General features: G+C 63.3%; 16 protein-coding genes. 8 read left to right on the top strand and 8 right to left on the bottom strand.

The genetic code is table 11. The features are described from left to right. Nucleotides 1-28: 28 nt before the first annotated feature. From ABIE20_RS23395 to ABIE20_RS23370, 6 genes are all read right to left on the bottom strand, one after another. Complete coding sequence (locus ABIE20_RS23395; RefSeq protein WP_429507633.1) at nt 29-3,124, bottom strand: MdtB/MuxB family multidrug efflux RND transporter permease subunit; 3,096 nt, start codon at nt 3,122-3,124, stop codon at nt 29-31. Continuing rightward, nucleotides 3,121-4,404 carry an MdtA/MuxA family multidrug efflux RND transporter periplasmic adaptor subunit gene (locus ABIE20_RS23390; protein WP_429507632.1) on the bottom strand — a complete coding sequence of 428 codons (1,284 nt, stop codon included), beginning with the start codon at nt 4,402-4,404 and terminating at the stop codon, nt 3,121-3,123. Before ABIE20_RS23390 ends, ABIE20_RS23395 begins: the two co-directional genes overlap by 4 nt. Before the next feature lie 290 nt (nt 4,405-4,694). Then, on the bottom strand, nt 4,695-5,195 hold the full coding sequence (tpx, locus tag ABIE20_RS23385) for a thiol peroxidase (protein WP_429507630.1): 501 nt from the start codon (nt 5,193-5,195) through the stop codon (nt 4,695-4,697). Nucleotides 5,196-5,354: 159 nt separating this feature from the next. Then, the gene (locus tag ABIE20_RS23380) at nt 5,355-6,632 is read right to left on the bottom strand and encodes a serine/threonine transporter (RefSeq protein WP_429507628.1); all 1,278 of its coding nucleotides are present in this window, start codon (nt 6,630-6,632) and stop codon (nt 5,355-5,357) included. Nucleotides 6,633-6,846: 214 nt separating this feature from the next. After that, nucleotides 6,847-8,040, bottom strand: a complete 1,194-nt coding sequence (locus ABIE20_RS23375; protein ID WP_429507627.1) for an aromatic amino acid transaminase — start codon at nt 8,038-8,040, stop codon at nt 6,847-6,849. Nucleotides 8,041-8,171: 131 nt separating this feature from the next. Beyond that, the gene (locus ABIE20_RS23370; RefSeq protein ID WP_429507626.1) at nt 8,172-9,197 is read right to left on the bottom strand and encodes an Ldh family oxidoreductase; all 1,026 of its coding nucleotides are present in this window, start codon (nt 9,195-9,197) and stop codon (nt 8,172-8,174) included. 150 nt (nt 9,198-9,347) lie between these two features. Between ABIE20_RS23370 and ABIE20_RS23365 the strand changes: the two genes are divergently transcribed. The 7 genes from ABIE20_RS23365 to ABIE20_RS23335 all read left to right on the top strand — a co-directional run bounded on the left by ABIE20_RS23365 (nt 9,348) and on the right by ABIE20_RS23335 (nt 16,056). Next, nucleotides 9,348-10,217 carry a MurR/RpiR family transcriptional regulator gene (locus tag ABIE20_RS23365; protein ID WP_429507624.1) on the top strand — a complete coding sequence of 290 codons (870 nt, stop codon included), beginning with the start codon at nt 9,348-9,350 and terminating at the stop codon, nt 10,215-10,217. A gap of 34 nt (nt 10,218-10,251) precedes the next feature. Continuing rightward, the gene (locus ABIE20_RS23360) at nt 10,252-11,010 is read left to right on the top strand and encodes a transporter substrate-binding domain-containing protein (protein WP_429507622.1); all 759 of its coding nucleotides are present in this window, start codon (nt 10,252-10,254) and stop codon (nt 11,008-11,010) included. Nucleotides 11,011-11,153: 143 nt separating this feature from the next. Beyond that, complete coding sequence (locus ABIE20_RS23355) at nt 11,154-11,873, top strand: ABC transporter permease (protein WP_195884263.1); 720 nt, start codon at nt 11,154-11,156, stop codon at nt 11,871-11,873. Beyond that, nucleotides 11,870-12,580 carry an ABC transporter permease gene (locus tag ABIE20_RS23350; RefSeq protein WP_429507620.1) on the top strand — a complete coding sequence of 237 codons (711 nt, stop codon included), beginning with the start codon at nt 11,870-11,872 and terminating at the stop codon, nt 12,578-12,580. Before ABIE20_RS23355 ends, ABIE20_RS23350 begins: the two co-directional genes overlap by 4 nt. 25 nt (nt 12,581-12,605) lie before the next feature. Beyond that, entirely contained in the window at nt 12,606-13,847 is a 1,242-nt protein-coding gene (locus ABIE20_RS23345) for an NAD(P)/FAD-dependent oxidoreductase (protein WP_429507619.1), read from the top strand. A gap of 18 nt (nt 13,848-13,865) precedes the next feature. Then, nucleotides 13,866-14,654 (top strand): amino acid ABC transporter ATP-binding protein, encoded by a 789-nt coding sequence (locus tag ABIE20_RS23340; protein ID WP_429507617.1) that lies wholly within the window; start codon nt 13,866-13,868, stop codon nt 14,652-14,654. 256 nt (nt 14,655-14,910) lie between these two features. Continuing rightward, nucleotides 14,911-16,056 (top strand): DUF1624 domain-containing protein, encoded by a 1,146-nt coding sequence (locus ABIE20_RS23335; protein ID WP_429507616.1) that lies wholly within the window; start codon nt 14,911-14,913, stop codon nt 16,054-16,056. Between the two features lie 40 nt (nt 16,057-16,096). Here ABIE20_RS23335 and ABIE20_RS23330 read toward each other — a convergent pair whose 3' ends face one another. Both ABIE20_RS23330 and hpaR read right to left on the bottom strand, forming a co-directional pair. Further along, nucleotides 16,097-16,390, bottom strand: a complete 294-nt coding sequence (locus ABIE20_RS23330; protein ID WP_429507615.1) for a hypothetical protein — start codon at nt 16,388-16,390, stop codon at nt 16,097-16,099. Between the two features lie 161 nt (nt 16,391-16,551). Beyond that, nucleotides 16,552-16,974, bottom strand: a complete 423-nt coding sequence (gene hpaR / locus ABIE20_RS23325) for a homoprotocatechuate degradation operon regulator HpaR (protein ID WP_045198230.1) — start codon at nt 16,972-16,974, stop codon at nt 16,552-16,554. 367 nt (nt 16,975-17,341) lie between these two features. On the opposite strand from hpaR, the gene ABIE20_RS23320 reads away from it, so the two are divergent. Then, a complete protein-coding gene (locus ABIE20_RS23320; protein WP_429507614.1) occupies nt 17,342-18,157 on the top strand; it encodes a gamma-glutamyl-gamma-aminobutyrate hydrolase family protein in 816 nt (271 codons plus the stop codon). Nucleotides 18,158-18,269: the final 112 nt, after the last annotated feature.

The following is an 18,269-nucleotide window of genomic DNA, read 5'->3' as shown; positions in this document are numbered from 1 at the left end:
GCTGGCGCCGATCATACCAAGTCTCCGATCATACCAAGTCTCCGGTCAAGCCACGGGAGCGAAGGCGCCTCGACAACCGATCAAAGTACAAGTAGATGACAGGCGTAGTGAACAGCGTCAGCACCTGGCTGACCAGCAGCCCGCCGACCATCACCAGGCCCAGTGGCTGGCGCAGCTCGGCGCCGGAGCCAGTGGCGAGCATCAGCGGGATGGCGCCGAACAGTGCCGCCAGGGTGGTCATAAGGATCGGCCGGAAGCGCAGCAACGCCGCCTGGTAGATCGCCGCCTCCGGGGCCATGCCCTGGTTGCGCTCGGCCTCCAGGGCAAAGTCGATCATCATGATCGCGTTCTTCTTGACGATACCGATGAGCAGGATGATGCCGATGATGGCGATCATGCCCAGGTCGTTACCGGAGAGGATCAACGCCAGCAAGGCGCCCACCGCCGCCGACGGCAGGGTCGAGAGTATGGTCACCGGATGGATGTAGCTCTCGTAGAGCACGCCGAGCACGATGTACATGGTTACCACCGCCGCCAGGATCAGCAGCAAGGTGCTCGACAAGGAAGCCTGGAAGGCTTCGGCCGCGCCCTGGAAGCGGGTTTGCACACCCACCGGCATGCCGATGTCCTGCTGTACCTGCTCGATGACCTTGACCGCTTCACCCAGGGCAACGCCGTCGCCGAGGTTGAACGACATCATCACCGCCGGGAACTGGCCGATATGGGCAATCGCCAGTTGCGCCTGGCGCTGTTCGATGCGCGCCAGGCTCGACAGCCGTACCTGGCCGCCATCGGCAGCCTTGACGTGAATCTGCTCGAGCACCTGCGGGCCGATGCTCGACGCCGCCTCGGCCTGCAGCACCACGCGGTACTGGCTGGCCTGAGTGTAGATGGTCGAGATCTGCCGCTGGCCGAAAGCGTCGTACAGGGCATTGGTGATGTCGGCGACGTTGATGCCCAGGCGGCTGGCGGCGTCGCGATCGATCACCAGGAACACCTGCAGGCCCTTGTCTTGCAGGTCGCTGGCGACATCGGTCAGTTCCGGGCGTTGCTGCAGGGCATCGACCAGCTTGCCGCTCCACTGCGCCAGCAACTCGGCATCCGGTGATGACAGGCTGAACTGGTACTGGGTGCGGCTGACCCGGTCTTCGATGCTCAGGTCCTGCACCGGTTGCATGAACAGGCGGATGCCGACCAGCTTGTCGACCTCCGGTTGCAGGCGGGCAATCACCTGGGCTGCGGTCAGGTCACGCTCGCCGTGAGGCTTGAGGTTGATCAACAGGCGACCGCTGTTGAGGGTGGCGTTGTCGCCATCGACGCCGATGTACGACGACAGGCTCTGCACCGCCGGGTCCTTGAGGATCACCGCGCTGAGCTGCTGCTGGCGCTGGCTCATGGCGGCGAACGACACCGACTGCGGCGCCTCGGAAATACCCTGGATCACCCCGGTGTCCTGCACCGGGAAAAAGCCCTTGGGGACCACCAGGTACAACAACACGGTCAGGCCCAGGGTGGCAACGGCCACCAGCAGGGTCAGCGGCTGATGCCGGAGCACCCACTGCAGGCCACGCCCGTAGTAGTCGATCATCCAGTCGATCCAGGCACCGCTGGCCCGGTAGAAACGGCCCTGCGCCTCGATCGCCGGCTCACGCTTGAGCAAGCGCGCACACATCATCGGCGTCAGGGTCAGCGACACCACCAGGGAAATCAGGATCGCCACCGCCAGGGTAATGGCGAATTCGCGGAACAGACGCCCGACCACATCGGCCATGAACAGCAGCGGGATCAGTACCGCAATCAGCGAGAACGTCAGGGAGATCAGGGTGAAGCCGATCTGCCGGGCGCCCTTTAGCGCCGCCTGCATCGGCGTTTCGCCCTCTTCGATATGCCGCGAGATGTTCTCCAGCATGACGATGGCGTCGTCGACCACAAAGCCGGTGGCGATGGTCAGGGCCATCAGGGTCAGGTTGTTGATCGAGAACCCGGCCAGGTGCATGACCGCGAAGGTGCCGATCAGCGACAGCGGCACGGCCACCGAAGGAATGATGGTGGCGCTGAAGCGGCGCAAAAACACGAAGGTGACCATCACCACCAGGGCGATGGCGATCAGCAACTCATGCTGCACGTCCTTGACCGAGGCGCGGATGGTCTGGGTGCGGTCGGTGAGCACGCTGACATCCAGGCCTGCCGGCAGGTTGTCGGTGATCGACGGCAGCATCGCCTTGATCCGGTCGACCACCTCGATGACGTTGGCCCCGGGCTGGCGCTGGATGTTCAGCAGCACCGCCTGGTTCTGGTTGGCCCAGGCCGCCAGGCGCTCGTTCTCGGCGCCATCGACGATTTCGGCGACGTCCTTGAGGCGCAGCGGCGCGCCATTGTTGTAGGCAAGAATGAGGTTGGCGTATTCCTCGGGCGAACGCAGCTGGTCGTTGGCGTCGAGCATCGACACCCGGGTCGGGCCATCGAAGTTGCCTTTGGGCTGGTTGACGTTGGAGGCGCCGATCAGGGTGCGCACGTCAGCGAGGTTGAGCCCGGCCGAGGCCAGGGCGTCGGGGTTGACCTTGATGCGCACCGCCTGGCGCTGGCCGCCGGCGATGCTGACCATGCCGACGCCGCCGATCTGGGCGATTTTTTGCGCCACCCGGGTGTCGACCAGGTCGTTGAGCTTGGGCAGCGGCATGGTTTTCGACGAAATCGCCAGGGTCAGCACCGGGGTGTCGGCCGGGTTGACCTTGTTGTACACCGGTGGCGCCGGCAGGTCGCTGGGCAACAGGTTGCTGGCTGCGTTGATCGCCGCCTGTACCTGTTGCTCGGCAACGTCCATGTTCATGTCCAGGCTAAAGCGCAGGGTCAGTACCGAGGCGCCGCCGGAGCTGGTCGAGGCCATCTGGGTCAGCCCGGGCATCTGCCCGAACTGGCGCTCAAGCGGCGCGGTAACCGCGCTGGTCATTACCTGGGGGCTGGCGCCGGGGTACAGGGTCATGACCCGGATGGTCGGGTAATCGACCTGGGGCAGCGCCGCCACGGGCAGCATCTTGTAGGCGATCAGGCCGGCCAGGACGATGGCCAGCATGCTCAGGGTGGTCGCCACCGGGCGCAGGATGAACAGCCGCGAGAGGTTCATGCGCCAGCCTTGCCCTGTGCGCCGTCAGCGGCGGAGGCTTCTTTCTTGTCCTGGCCCTGCAGGTGCTGGCCGGGCGTGACCGGCACTTCGGCGCTGTCGTTGACCACTTCGACCTCGCTGCCATCACGCAGGCGGTCGGTGCCTTCGAGCACTACCCGCTCGCCCTTGGCCAGGCCCTCGGTGACCACGGTGTGATCGCCGTCGCTGGCGCCCAGCTTGAGTTTGCGGATGCGCACCTTGTTGTCGCCTTCCATGACATAGACGAACGAGCCGTCGGTGCCGAACTGGATCGCCGCCGACGGCGCCAGCACCACGCCCTTGAGGGTGTCGGCAAGCAGGCGCACATTGACGAACTGGTTGGGGAACAGCGCCTCGTCCTGGTTCTCGAAGAAGGCCTTGAATTTCAGGGTGCCGGTGGTGGTATCGATCTGGTTGTCGAGGCTGCGCAGCACCCCGACCGCCTGTTGCTTGACGTCGCTGCGGTCCCAGGCCTCGACAGGCAACTGAGCACCGCTGCGGTAGCGCGCCAGCACCGTGTTCAACTCCGTCTCAGGCAAAGTGAAGGCCACGGTGATCGGCTGGGTCTGGGTGATGACCACCAGCGCGGTGGTGTCGTTGGCCGCCACCAGGTTGCCAACGTCAAGCTGACGCAGGCCCAGGCGGCCGCTGATCGGAGCGCGGATGCGGGTGAAGTCGAGGTTGAGCTTGGCATCCCCCACCGCTGCCTGGTTGGTCTTGATCGTGCCCTGGTACTGGCCGACCAGCGCTTGCTGGGTGTCGAGGGTCTGCTTGGCGATGCTGTCTTCGGCAAACAGGCCTTTATAGCGTTGCAGGTCGATTTGCGCGTTTTTCAGCTGTGCCTGGTTCTGTGCCAGGGTGCCTTCGGCCTGTTGCAGGGCGATCTGGTAGCTGCGTGGGTCGATCTCGGCCAGCAGGTCACCGGCCTTGACCTTCTGCCCTTCCTGGAAGTTGACCTTGACCAGCTCGCCGCCTACCCGGCTACGCACGTTGACCGTGTTGGTCGCCGTGACCGTGCCCAGGGCCTTGAGGTACACCGGGAAGTCGCCAACCGTCGCTGGCTCGACCCGTACCGGCACCGGCCCGCCGAACGCGCCGAAGCCCGGCCGCCCCCCCTTGCCGCCCGGCGCAGCACCAGCCTTTTGCGCGGCCGGCGACGGCCACAGCACCCAGCACAGGCCGGCGACCAGCAGCAGGATCAGCAGGCCGACAAGCCAGCGACGAGAGGAACGGGAACGAGAAAGCATGGGTTGATCGACCATTGTGCGGGAAAGAATTCTTTGAGGAGGCTGAACGATAAGCACTGTAGACGGATAAGCAAAGCGCCTTTACCGGCACTTTACCTTGAGCTTACGTTGCTAAAGTAATGAACTATAAATAAAAACGGCCTGGACGAGGGCCAGGCCGCAACAACTCTTAGCAATTATTAACAATAATCGCGTCGCCTTCATCGCCGGTAAGGCCGGCTCCCACAGGAACAGCGTACGCAGGTGCATTGTGGGAGCTGGCCTTGCCAGCGATGGGCTGCGCAGCAGCCCCGGCAGGGTCGCTATTACTTCAGGACTGCCAGGGCAGCTTCATAGTTCGGCTCTTCGGCGATTTCGCCTACCAGCTCGCTGTGCAGCACATTGTCATTCTCGTCCAGTACCACCACGGCGCGGGCAGTCAGGCCGGCCAGCGGGCCGTCGGCGATTTCAACACCGTAGTTGCCGAAGAACTCACGGCCGCGCAGCAGCGACAGGTTCTGCACGTTCTCCAGGCCTTCGGCACCGCAGAAGCGCGCTTGCGCGAACGGCAGGTCGGCCGAGATGCACAGTACGACGGTGTTGTTCAGCTCGTTGGCCTGAGCGTTGAACTTGCGCACGGAAGTGGCGCAGGTTGGAGTGTCGACGCTTGGGAAGATGTTCAGCACTTTACGCTTGCCGGCCAGGGAAGCCAGGGTCACGTCGGCAAGGCCTGCACCAACCAGGGTAAACGCAGGTGCCTTGGCGCCGACTTTCGGCAGTTCGCCGTTGACCTGAACCGGGTTGCCTTTAAGAGTCACTTGAGCCATGAACGAAGTCCTTATGCGGGGGTGAGTAAAGGACCAGAGTTAACCATGAAAGTGCCCGTCTACCTATGGGCGAATGTTAAATTGTTGAATTGCCAGACAACTTTTGTGGACAATTTTTAGTTATCCGGGAGCCGATTGCCGGCTCCCGAATCCAGCGGTTCAGCTCAGCAGCGAGTAAACCAGCGCCGAGATGGCCACAAGGCCCACGGCAACAACGAAGACGTTGGACATCTGCCCGCGGTATTTGCTCATGGCCGGCACCTTGCGGATGGCGTACATCGGCATCAGGAACAGGATCGCGGCGATCACCGGGCCGCCGAGGGTCTCGATCATGCCGAGGATGCTCGGGTTGAGGGTCGCGACGACCCAGCAGATGATCAGCATGAAGGCTGCGGTCATGCGGTCCAGGGCCTTGGCGCCCGGGCGCTTGCCGGTCTTCAGGACCAGGCCCTTGAGGCCTTCGCTGGCACCGATGTAGTGGCCCAGGAACGATTTGGCGATGGCAATGAAGGCAATCAGCGGCGCGGCAAAGGCGATGGTCGGGTTGCTGAAGTGGTTGGCCAGGTACGACAGGATCGACAGGTTCTGCGCCTTGGCCTCGGCCAGCTGCGCCGGGGTCAGGGTCAATACGCAACTGAACACGAAGAACATCACCATGGCCACCATCAGCAGGTGGGCGCGGCACAGGATCTGCCCGCTGCGCTCGTCGGCGTGCACGCCATAGCGGCGCTTCTGGTCAACGGCAAAGGCCGAGATGATCGGCGAATGGTTGAACGAGAAAACCATCACCGGGATCGCCAGCCACAGGGTGTGGAGGAATGCCGAGCCCGATGGCATTTCGGTGGCGGTGCTGAGGATGCCGCCGCTCCAGTGCGGAATCAGGAACACCGCGAGGAATGCCAGGGCGACGATGAACGGATACACCAGCCAGCTCATGACCTTGACCGTGGCCTGCTCGCCGCAGCGCACGATGGCCAGCAGACCGAGAATCAGCACGAACGACAGCAGCGCCCGCGGTGGCGGCTCGATGTGCAGCTGGTGCTCCATGAAGCTGCCGACGGTGTTGGTCAGGGCCACGCTGTAGATCAGCAGGATCGGGAAGATGGCGAAGAAGTACAGCAAGGTGATCAGGGCACCGGCGCTGAGGCCGAAATGCTCTTCGACGACGTCGGTGATGTCGGCGCCGTCGCGCCCGGAGAGCACGAAGCGGGTCAGGCCGCGGTGTGCGTAGAACGTCATCGGGAAGGCCAGCAGCGCCAGGATCAGCAGCGGCCAGAAGCCGCCGAGGCCGGCGTTGATCGGCAGGAACAGGGTCCCGGCGCCGATCGCCGTGCCAAACAGGCCCAGCATCCAGGTGGTGTCCTGACGGGCCCAGCTGCCGAGGGCGGCGGGGGTCGATTCAAAGCGTTGTTCAACGCTTGGGGCCTGCTCATTCATCCGGGTGCAACTCCACTCGCAAGACTGCAACAGGGCCAAGAGTGGCTAAACAGACGCTTCGCCCCTCTTGACCATACAAAGAGGGGCGCGATTGTGCGCCGTTTGGTTGCACTTGCAAAGCCCTGGCCGAGGAGTGGTTGCACCTTGGGTTGAAAGCATCGCGGGGTAGGAGCGGGCTTGCCCCGCAATGTGCTTGCCCCGCGATACGTCCTGCTTACTGAACCGCAGCGAACGCCTTGGCCACCTGCTGCAGGTTGTCCGGACGCAAGCCGGCCATGCACACCCGGCCGCTGTCGATCAGGTACACACCGAACTCGTCACGCAGGCGACGGACCTGTTCGACGCTAAAGCCGGTGTAGCTGAACATGCCGCGCTGGCGCAGGAAGAACTGGAAGTCCTGGCCCGGCAAGAGGTCGGCCAGGGTATCGACCAGGGCCTGGCGCATGTCGAGGATACGCAGGCGCATCTTCTCCACTTCCGCTTCCCACTGGGCATTGAGCTCGGCATCACCGAGCACCGCGGCCACCAGCTGGGCACCGAAGCTTGGCGGGCTGGAGTAGTTGCGGCGCACGGTAGCCTTGAGCTGGCCGAGCACGCTTTGTGCGGTATCGCTGTCGTCACAGACCACCGACAGGCCACCGACCCGCTCGCCATACAGCGAGAAGATCTTCGAGAACGAGTTGCTCACCAGGCACGGCACGCCGGCGCGGGCCACTTCGCGGATGGCATAGGCGTCTTCGCCCAGGCCTTCGCCAAAGCCCTGGTAGGCAATGTCGAGGAACGGGATCAGGTTGCGTGCCTTGAGCACTTCGATCACCTGCTGCCATTGCGCCTGGCTCAGGTCGACGCCGGTGGGGTTGTGGCAGCACGGGTGGAGCAAAACGATGCTGTTGGCCGGCAGGCCCTTGAGGGTGCCAAGCATGCCATCGAAGTCGAGGCCGCGGCTGACCGGGTCGAAGTACGGGTAGGTGTTGACCTTGAAGCCTGCGCCTTCAAAGATCGCCCGGTGGTTGTCCCAGGTCGGATCACTGACCCACACCTGCGACTCAGGGAAGTAGCGCTTGAGGAAGTCTGCACCGACTTTCAGCGCACCCGAACCACCGACGGTCTGCACGGTGGCTACACGGCCAGCCTCGACGGCCGGGTGGCCAGCGCCGAACAACAGCGCCTGGATCGCCTGGCGGTAGCTGTTCAGGCCTTCCATCGGCAGGTACATCGAGGCTTCATGAGGCTGGGCGGCGAAGCGCTGCTCGGCTTCGCGCACCGCAGCCAGCTGTGGCACCACGCCTGCGGCATCGTAATACAGGCCGATACTCAGGTTGACCTTGGCGGCGCGCGGATCGGCCTTGAAGGTCTCCATCAGGGAGAGAATCGGATCGCCGGCATAGGCATCGACATGTTTGAACACAGCGCACAGCTCCTTGGGTCAGGACAGTTCGGACTAAAAGCTGTGTCGAGGATACCTGTACTGGCGGCCGAGGAACATTACCCTTGGTGCAACTGATCAGTGCATGTGTGCACAGTAATCGGCTGGCTGCCCTACCCCGCCAAGCCCTGTAGCTGCTCAAGCTCCGCCACGGTCAGGGTCACGCCCTCCTTCGCCGACTGCTCGCGCTCGCGAAAGCGCCGCTCACCCGGCAGGCGCTGCAGGCCCACCGCCTGCATCTGCCGCACCAGCTCGCGACTGCGTTCGGCAAAGCGGTTGCCCACCGACCTGGCCGGGTCGATGACAATGATCAACTGCCCGGTCCAGGGTGTCTTGGCCCCCGGGTGCTGCGACCAGTCGAACTCGAACGAGAAATTGCCGCCGGTCAGCGCCGCCGCCAGCAGCTCGACCATCATCGACAACGCCGAGCCCTTGTGGCCGCCAAACGGCAGCAAGGCGCCGCCGTCGAGAATCGCCTGCGGGTCGCGGCTCGGCTCGCCTTTATTATCGACGCCCATGCCTTCGGGCAACAGCTCGCCCTTGCGCGCGGCGATCTGCACATCACCATGGGCCATGGCGCTGGTGGCCATGTCGAAGACGATCGGGTCGCTGCCGGCGCACGGCGCGGCAAAGGCGATCGGGTTGGTGCCGAACAACGGTTGCTGGGCGCCATGGGGCACTACGCAGGTCATGCTGTTGACCACGCTCAGGGCCACCAGGCCTTCATCGGCAAAAGGTTCGACATCCGGCCACAGGGCAGCGAAATGGTGCGAGTTGTGGATCGCCAGCACCGCGATCCCGGCGCTGCGGGCCTTTTCGACCAACAGTTCACGGGCAGCCGTCAATGCCGGCTGGGCAAAGCCGCCCTTGGCATCGACGCGCACATAGCCGCTGGCCACATCCTCGACTTCAGGCACGGCCTTGCCGTCTACCCAGCCACTGGCCAGGGTCGAGACATAACCGGGAATACGGAACACTCCGTGGCTGTGGGCGCCGTCGCGCTGGGCGCTGGCGCAGTTCAAGGCCAGGGCCTGGGCCACCGCTGCGCTGCAACCGTGACGGAGGAAAATGCGCTGCAACAAGGCCTGCAAGTCGGCAAAGGCGATCTGCGCGACAGCAGTGTCGGGACGTGCGGACATCTGAAGCTCCCTTATTGGATTTGGAGTGGGCGACAGCGATGGGCAATGGCCTGACTTTCCTCCAGTGACAGCAAACTGTCAAATATTGACTTGATGACAGAAAACATTCATTTTCTGTTTCCACGTGCCACCGCCTTCGAGTATCGCCCTGTGAGCCAACCGATCAAACAGCGCCTGGAACACAGCCTGCACAACGCAGCGGCGTCCGGGCGCAAGATCGCCAGCTTCATGCTCGCCCACCTCACCGACCTGCCCTTCGAAACCTCCGCGAGCCTGGCGGCGAAAATCGGCGTCAGCGAGTCGAGTGTCGGGCGCTTCTGCCGCTCGCTGGGCTACGAGCACCTCAAGGCCCTCAAGCATGACCTCAAGGACGACCTTGGCGAAGGCCCGTGGCTGGTCGGTGATCGTCTGCAGGAATTTCGCCAGCAGCATGGCAAGGACGCCGCGGGCCTGGCCCGTAGCCTGGAGCAGGAAGTCGGCGCCCTGGTGCGGGTGTACGAATACAGCCGCACCCCGGCCTGGGCCACCGTCAGCCAGCGCCTGGCGCAGCGGCGCAAGGTGTTTGTCGCCGGCTTTCAGACCGAGCGCGGCATCGCCCAGTGCATGGCCCACCTGCTGCAATACCTGCGCGACGGCGTGCAGGTGGTCGATGGCAGCGCCGGGCATTTTGGCGAGGTGCTGCTCAGCGAGCCGAACGACTGCGCCCTGGTGGTGTTCGAAGCACGCCGTTATTCCCGCCACGCCCTTAACCTGTGCCGCAAGGCGCATGCCGCGGGGATTCCGGTCACCCTGGTGACCGATACCTTTTGTGACTGGGCCGATGCCAACGCCAGCGAGGTGTTTCGCATCCCCACCGAATTCAATCTGTTCTGGGAGTCCACCGCGACGATGCTGTCGTGGGTACACCTGATGGTCAACGAGGTCTGCAAGAAGCTAGGACCCGATGTTGAAAAACGCTTGGAAGCAACTGCAGCTCTACACAACGAATTCGTTGGCTACACGTCAACGAGCAAACAATAGCAAGAGTGCAAACAACAACAGATCGAGGTGTGTCATGAAACCTGTTATCCGCTTCGCAGGGGCTTGCGCCCTGCTGCTCGCCGGCTCGACCATGGCCCAGGCCGAAACCCTGAAGATCGCCACCGAAGGCGCTTACCCACCGTTCAACTACGTAGATTCGGATAACAAACTGCATGGCTTCGACGTCGACATCACTCACGCCCTGTGCGAGCAGATGAAGGTCGAATGCACCCTGGTGGCCCAGGACTGGGAAGGCATCATCCCGGCCTTGATGGCGAAGAAATACGACGCGGTGGTGGCGTCGATGATCAATACCAAAGAGCGGCGCAAGAAGATCGCCTTCACCAACCACTACTACAAGACCCCGTTGTCGGTGGCCGTGGCCAAGGACAGTGAAATTACCGACGCGCAGACTGACTTCAAAGGCTACACAGTCGGCGCGCAGTCGTCCTCGACCCAGGCCATCTACGCCGAAGACGTCTACGGCAAGGCCGGGGCCGACGTCAAACTCTACCCGACCCTCGATGAAGCCAACGCCGACCTCGCCGCCGGCCGCCTGGACGGGGTGATTGCCGACAAGTTCCCGCTGACCGAATGGCTGGGCAAAGCCGGTAAAGACTGCTGCAAGATCCTTGGCGATGTCGACGGCACCAAGGCCGACGCCTCGATTGCCGTGCGCAAGGAAGACCAAGCGCTGCGCGAGCGCCTGAACAAGGCCCTGGACGAAATCGTCGCCAACGGCACCTACCAGAAGATCGCCAGTCGCTACTTCGACTTCGATATCTATCAGTAAATCTCACGTCCTGTGAGGGACCTGTGGGAGCTGGCCTTGCCAGCGATGCAGACGCCGCGCACTGACTGACTGCGTGTCGATGCCATCGCCGGCAAGGCCGGCTCCCACGGGGCTGTGTGTCTGTCTTGCGAGAGGGTTTGAGCATGCTCGAACAACTGTCACTGCTTTCCTTCGCCAGCGGCGGCTGGGGCCAGGCTTTGCTGGCCGGCGCCCTGGTGACCATTTCCCTGGCCCTGGCCTGCCTGCCCATCGGCCTGCCGCTGGGCCTGGGCGTGGCCCTCGCCGCCCGCTCCTCAAAGCGCTTCCCGCGCGCTGCGGCGACGGTGTTCTCCACGGTGTTCCGGGGCCTGCCGGAGTTGCTCACGCTGCTGATCATCTACTACGGCTGCCAGATCGCCGCGCAAAAAATCCTCCTGGCCATGGGCTATGAGGGCGAAGTGCTGATCAACACCTTCCTGGCGGCGATGATTGCCTTCAGCCTGGTGTTCGCCGCGTTCTCCAGCGAGATCTGGCTGGCCGCGTTCAAGACTGTCGCCAAGGGCCAGTATGAAGCCTCAGCCGCGCTGGGCCTGAGCAAGGCCACCACCTTTCGCAAGGTGGTCTTCCCGCAACTGGTGCGCATCGCCCTGCCGGGCCTGTCGAACAACTGGTTGTCGCTGCTCAAGGACACCTCGCTGGTATCGACCATCTCCCTGGTCGACCTGATGCGCCAGACCAACCTCGCGGTCAGCGTGACCAAAGAGCCAATGTTCTTCTACGGCGTCGCCTGCCTTGGCTACCTGTTGTTCTCGGCGCTGTCGGGACGGGTGTTCAGCTTCATCGAACAGTATTTCAGCCGCCATCTGCGGGGGGCACGGACATGAGCTTCGATCAACTGCTGGCGCTGGTGCTCGACCCCGACCTGCTGGAACGCTACGGCCCGCGTTTTATCGACGGCCTGCTGGTCACCGGCAAGCTGGTGGCACTGTCGTTTACCCTCGGCGCCCTGCTCGGCATGCTCCTGGCCCTGGCCCGGCTGTCGAACAAGCTGGTGCTGCAACGCCTGAGCGCAGGTTACATCTACTTCTTCCGCGGCTCGCCGCTGCTGGCGCAGCTGTTCTTGCTGTACTACGGCCTGGGTTCGCTCAAGGGCTTCTGGCAGGACGTTGGCCTGTGGTGGTTCTTTCGCGACGCCTGGTACTGCACGGTACTGGCTTTCACCCTCAACACCGCTGCCTACCAGGCAGAGATCTTCCGTGGCAGCCTGCTGGCGGTCGCCCCTGGCCAATATGAAGCCGCCAAGGCCCTGAGCCTGAAGCGCTCGACCACCTTTTTCAAAGTGATCCTGCCGCAGTCGCTGATCGTTGCCATCGGCCCGCTGGGCAACGAGCTGATCCTGATGATCAAGGCCAGTGCGATTGCCTCGCTGGTGACCATCTACGACCTGATGGGCGTGACCAAGCTTGCGTTCTCGCGCAGCTTCGACTTCCAGATCTACCTGTGGGCCGCCGTGCTCTACCTGCTGATCGTCGAGGTCGTGCGGCGCAGCCTGAAACACATAGAAGCCCGTCTGGGCCGCCATCTACGCTGACCGCCTGCTAGCGAGGACCGTTCCAATGCATTGTCAAACCATCGTTCTGGGCGCCGGCATCGTCGGCGTGTCCACGGCCCTGCATCTGCAGGCCCGCGGGCGCAAGGTGATCCTCATCGACCGCCAGGAGCCGGGCAGCGGCACCAGCCATGGCAACGCCGGGCTGATCGAGCGCTCCAGCGTCATCCCCTATGCCTTCCCCCATGAGCTGTCGAGCCTGTTGCGCTATGGTCTGAACCGCCAGCCCGACGTGCGCTACAGCTTCACCCACCTGCCGAAGATTGGCCCGTGGCTGTACAAATACTGGAAGAACTCCTCGCCCGCCGGCCTTGCCGTGGCAACCCAGGCCATGCTGCCGCTGGTGCAGCGCTGCGTCGAAGAACACGATGCGCTGATCGACGCCGCGGGCCTGGGCGAGCTGGTCAAGGCCAATGGCTGGATCGAGGTGTACCGCAATGCAGACGCCTACCGCAAAGCCGTGGCCGACGCCCACGCCCTGAAGGCCTATGGCTTGCAGTACGAGATCCTCGACCGCCAGCAACTGCACGCCCGCGAAGTGGACCTGAGCGACAACGTGGTCGGCGGCATTCACTGGCTCGACCCCAAGACCGTCAGCAACCCCGGCGGCCTGACCCGCGGCTACGCGGCGCTGTTCGTCCAGCGTGGCGGCCAGTTCATTCATGGCGATGCGCGTACCTTGCGCCAGGTTGGCAGCGAGTGGCAGGTCGACAGCCGCCAGGGGCCGATTAGCGCAACTGAAGTGGTCATCGCCCTCGGCCCGCAGTCGGCCGAGTTGTTCAAGCCGCTGGGTTATCGCATCCCGCTGGAGATCAAGCGCGGCTACCACATGCACTACCGTGCCCGTGACGGCGCCGAGCTCAAGCATTCGATCTGCGACGCCCAGGGCGGTTACGTGCTGGCACCGATGGCCATGGGCATCCGCCTGACCACCGGTATCGAGTTCGCCGCCAGCAGCGATGCCGCCAACCAGATCCAGCTGCAACGCTGTGAAGCCCTGGCGCGCAAGGTCTTCCCGCTGGGCGAAAGGATGGATGCCGAGCCCTGGCTGGGCCGCCGCCCGTGCCTGCCGGACATGCGCCCGGTGATCGGCCCGGCCGCCCGCCACAAGGGCCTGTGGTTCAACTTCGGCCATGCCCACCACGGCCTGACCCTGGGCCCGGTAACCGGCCGCCTGCTGGCGGAAATGATCACCGGCGAGACACCTTTTACCGATCCTGCGCCGTACCGCGCGGACCGTTTCAACTGATCGCGGGAGAATAACAACATGACCGCTTCACTGAGCCTTGCTACCCCGACTTCTACCCCTCAGGCCGACCCGCGCAAGGTTGTGGTAACCATTGAAGGTCTGAACAAGCACTACGGCGCCTTTCATGTGCTGTGCGACATCAACCTGCAGGTGCGCGAGGGTGAGCGTATCGTTTTGTGCGGCCCTTCCGGTTCGGGCAAATCGACGCTGATCCGCTGCATCAACCGCCTGGAAATCGCCGAACAGGGCAACATCCGCGTCAACGACACCGACCTTGCCCTGACCACCCGCCAGGCCGCCGAGGTACGCAGCGAAATCGGCATGGTGTTCCAGCATTTCAACCTGTTCCCGCACATGAGCGTGCTCGACAACTGCACCCTGGCGCCGATGAGCGTGCGCGGCCTGTCGCGCAAGGAGGCCGAAGACCGCGCGCGCTTTTACCTGAACAAGGTCGGGATCGAAAGCCAGGCCGGCAAATACCCCAGCCAGTTGTCTGGCGGCCAGCAACAACGGGTGGCGATCGCCCGGGCGCTCTGCATGAAGCCGAAGATCATGCTGTTCGACGAACCGACCTCGGCGCTGGACCCGGAGATGGTCGCCGAAGTGCTGGATGTGCTGGTGAAACTGGCCGATACCGGCATGACCATGCTCTGCGTCACCCATGAAATGGGCTTTGCCCGCCAGGTGGCCGAGCGGGTGCTGTTTCTCGATGGCGGGCAGATTATTGAAGATGCGGCGCCCGAGGCGTTCTTCAATAACCCGCAGAGTACGCGGGCCAAGGGGTTTCTGGCGCAGATACTGCACTGAGGCCTTTGGGCAAGGCTTCGCCTTGCATCTCTGGCAAAGCCAGCTCCCACAGAGATCACTGCAGCACTGAGGACCTGTGGGAGGCTTCGCCTTGCATCGCTGCAAAGCTGCTCCCACAGAGATCTCTGCAGCACTGAGGACCTGTGGGAGCCGGCCTTGCCGGCGATGGGCTGCGTAGCAGCCCTGGTTTGCTTGCGAGAAATACTAGTTATGTTATAACGCATCACCCAATCACTCAGCGACCGCCACCTCACCCATGCCACCCGCCACCCACCGCCTGCTTTGCATCGACGCCCTGCGCGGCCTGGTCATTGTCTTCATGCTCCTTGACCACGTACGCGAAACCTTCTTACTGCACCGCCAGGTCAGCGATCCGATGGACGCCGCCAGCACTGACCCCTGGCTATTCCTCAGCCGTACCCTCGCCCACCTGTGCGCGCCGGTGTTCGTCCTGCTCACCGGCCTGTCGACTTATCTATACGGCGAAAAGCACCAGGGCAAGGCTGCGGTCTCGGCCTTCCTGTTCAAGCGTGGCCTGGTCCTGGTGCTGCTGGAGTTCACCCTGGTCAGCCTGGCCTGGACCCTGGAGCTGCCGCCGAAGGTCATCTACCTGCAGGTGATCTGGGCCATCGGCCTGAGCATGATCGCCCTGGCTGGCCTGGTGTGGCTGCCACGGCCGCTGCTGGTGGTTATCGGCGTGCTGATCGTCGCCGGGCACAACCTGCTCGATCCGCTGCACTTCGCTGCGGGTTCGGCGCTGCATATCCCCTGGGCGATCCTGCATGACCGTGGCTGGATCGAGGTAGCGGACAACTTGCGCCTGCGTACCTCGTACCCGCTGCTGCCATGGATCGGCGTGATTGCCCTCGGCTATGCCATGGGCCCCTGGTTCGCCAAAGGCGCGGATGCGCAGGCACGTCAGCGCAGGTTGCTGCTGACCGGCATCGGCGCCCTCGCCGGTTTCCTGCTGCTGCGCCTGCTCAACGGTTACGGCGAAGCCCGGTGGCAGGTCGGCGAAACCACGCTGCGCACGCTGATGAGCTTTTTCAACATCACCAAATACCCGCCGTCGCTGTTGTTCCTGGCCCTGACCCTGGGCGTCGGCCTGTTGCTGCTGCGCAGGTTCGAGCACCTGCAAGGCAGCCGCATGATCAAGGCGTTGAGCGTGTTCGGCGCAGCGCCGATGTTCTTTTACCTGCTGCACCTGTATGTGCTGAAGCTGCTGTACCTGATCGGCGTCGCCTGCTTTGGCCTGAACCAGGGCAGCTACTTTGGTTTCGACGGAATCTGGGCGATATGGCTGACGGCAATGGTCTTGAGCATTGCGCTCTACCCACCGGTGCGCTGGTTCGCCGCGCTCAAGGCACGGCGCCGCGATATCGGCTGGCTGAAGTACTTCTGAGCGGGTCTGCCCCTGCCAGCAGGGGCAGCCCTGGTACAGCTTACTGAGGGTGCATTTTCGACTTGATCAAGCCGGCGATGAAGGTGAGCACCGCGCCCCCTGCACCGCCGCCGAGAATACTGCTGATCAGTGCCGCCAGGTCCAGCGAACCGCCCGCTGCCACTGCTGCACCGGGCTCACCGGTAAAGGCTGCGAGTATCTGCCCGACGATTACCCCGCCAACTCCACCGAAGATCGAGTTGAGTAGCGGGCCCATGCTCTGCTTGCTCATACCGGCTACGTTGCCGCCTACCACACCGGCAACAATCTGAATAATCAGACTGACAATATCCATGATCCAACCCCTTTGTAGCGTTATCAATTGACGACTCGCGTCCTGCTACTTCAGAAAGTCACGACCACGGGAACAGAGACGCCGCGCTCCGGTCAACGACGGCACACTGTTGCGGATAGGCACAGTATAGGTAGCCAGCGGCCAGTGCGCCAAAACGGCGCTCAGGGCTTGATGTTCTTCAGGCAGTTGAGCAGGCCCAGCAGCTCGTGCAGTTTGTCTTCGCCGAACTGTTCGAGGATGCGCTGGTAGTTGTGCTCCATGTCTTCGCTCATGTCGACGAAGCACTGCTGGCCCTGTTCGGTCAGGCCGACGAACACCCGGCGCTGGTCCTGGGTCGACTTCTTGCGCCGCACAAGGCCGTCACGCTCCAGGCGCGCCAGCACGCCGGTCATGCTCGGCTTGAGGATGCAGGCCTGCTCGGCCAGTTGGTGGCTTTCCAGTTCGCCTTGCTGGCGCAGGATGCGGATCACCCGCCACTGTTGTTCGGTCAGGCCATGGGCGTTGAGCGAGGGGCGGAAGAAGGCCATGGCGGCTTCGCGGGCTTGCAACAGGGTCAGGGTCAGGGACGGTCTAGGAGTGGGCATGGTTCAGGCTGGTAGTCATCGGTGACAGCCAGCTTAAGAGAAACCGCGCGATGCAGCAAAGCCGCGCAGGCGCTGCTTCGGCCATACACCGGACGCTTGTTAAATATAATGAACTGACCGTAGCAGGCGCCACGCCAGTTAACGGGGGCTACAGGCCGATAATTGCATTCAGGCAATCCCAAGCTTCGCCCGTGCAATCTGAAGTCGTTTGACATATTAAACGGCTCTGGCAAGCTATATGACAGGTTTCGACCGGATACAGCCCCTTGCTTGGCGTACCGGCAGTGCTCGAAACCTCAGGCAGCGCAAAGGTTCCAGCAGCGCGCCTGCACAATAATGACAGGCTGCGCCTGTCCCAAGGTGACATATGCCCAACAGCAACATTGGCAATAAGAATCAAACCCCTCGCAAACCCGTCGTGCTGATGACCATGGGCTCCCAGGAGCGCAAAGGCCACGACTATCAGGTAATGACCCACAAATACATCGTACCGCTGGTTGAACACGCCGGTTGCGTACCTGTGCTGGTGCCGACCTGCTGCGGTACCGACGACCTCGAAGCCTACCTGGACATGGCGGATGGCGTGTACCTGACCGGCGCCGGCAGCAACATCGATCCGGCCCTGTATGGCCAGGAGAACGAAACCCCGGGCAAGGCCCAGGACCGTGACCGCGACCTGTTCGACCTGCCGCTGGTGCAACTGGCCATCGCCCGTGGCCTGCCGATCTTCGGCATCTGCCGTGGCATGCAGGAAATCAACGTGGCGCTGGGCGGTGACATCTACCAGAAGGTCTACGCCGAGCCAGGCTTCAACGACCACCGGGAAAACCCTGACGATCCGGTCGATGTCCAGTACAGCGCGGTTCACAGCGTCAAACTGGAGCAAGGCAGCTGGTTGCAAAAGTTGCTGCAGAGCGATGAAATCCGCGTCAACTCGCTGCACGGCCAGGGCCTGAAAAACCTCGGCGAAGGCATCGAACCCCTGGCCCGCGCCGAAGACGGCCTGGTCGAAGCCATCCACGCCCCGAGCCTGTCGCCTTTCCTCTTCGCGGTGCAATGGCACCCGGAATGGCAAGCGGCGAAAAACCCCGACTCGGTGAAGATGTTCCAGGCCTTCGGTGAAGCCTGCCGCAAGCAGGCTGCCAAGGGTCAGGCGGTGAAGAAGCTGGGTACGGCTGCCTGATTGCAATCGCGGGTCAAGCCCGCTCCCACACGAGTTTAAACACCCGGGGGGGGCGGGGGTGTCCCCCCCCCCGCGACCCGCCCAAAACCCACGCCCCCGCCAACCCCGCGCC

Source organism: Pseudomonas sp. 2835, assembly GCF_050435905.1.
GTDB lineage: Bacteria > Pseudomonadota > Gammaproteobacteria > Pseudomonadales > Pseudomonadaceae > Aquipseudomonas.
The sequence above is the reverse complement of the archived record's forward strand: the minus strand, read 5'-3'. Positions and strand labels throughout refer to the sequence as shown.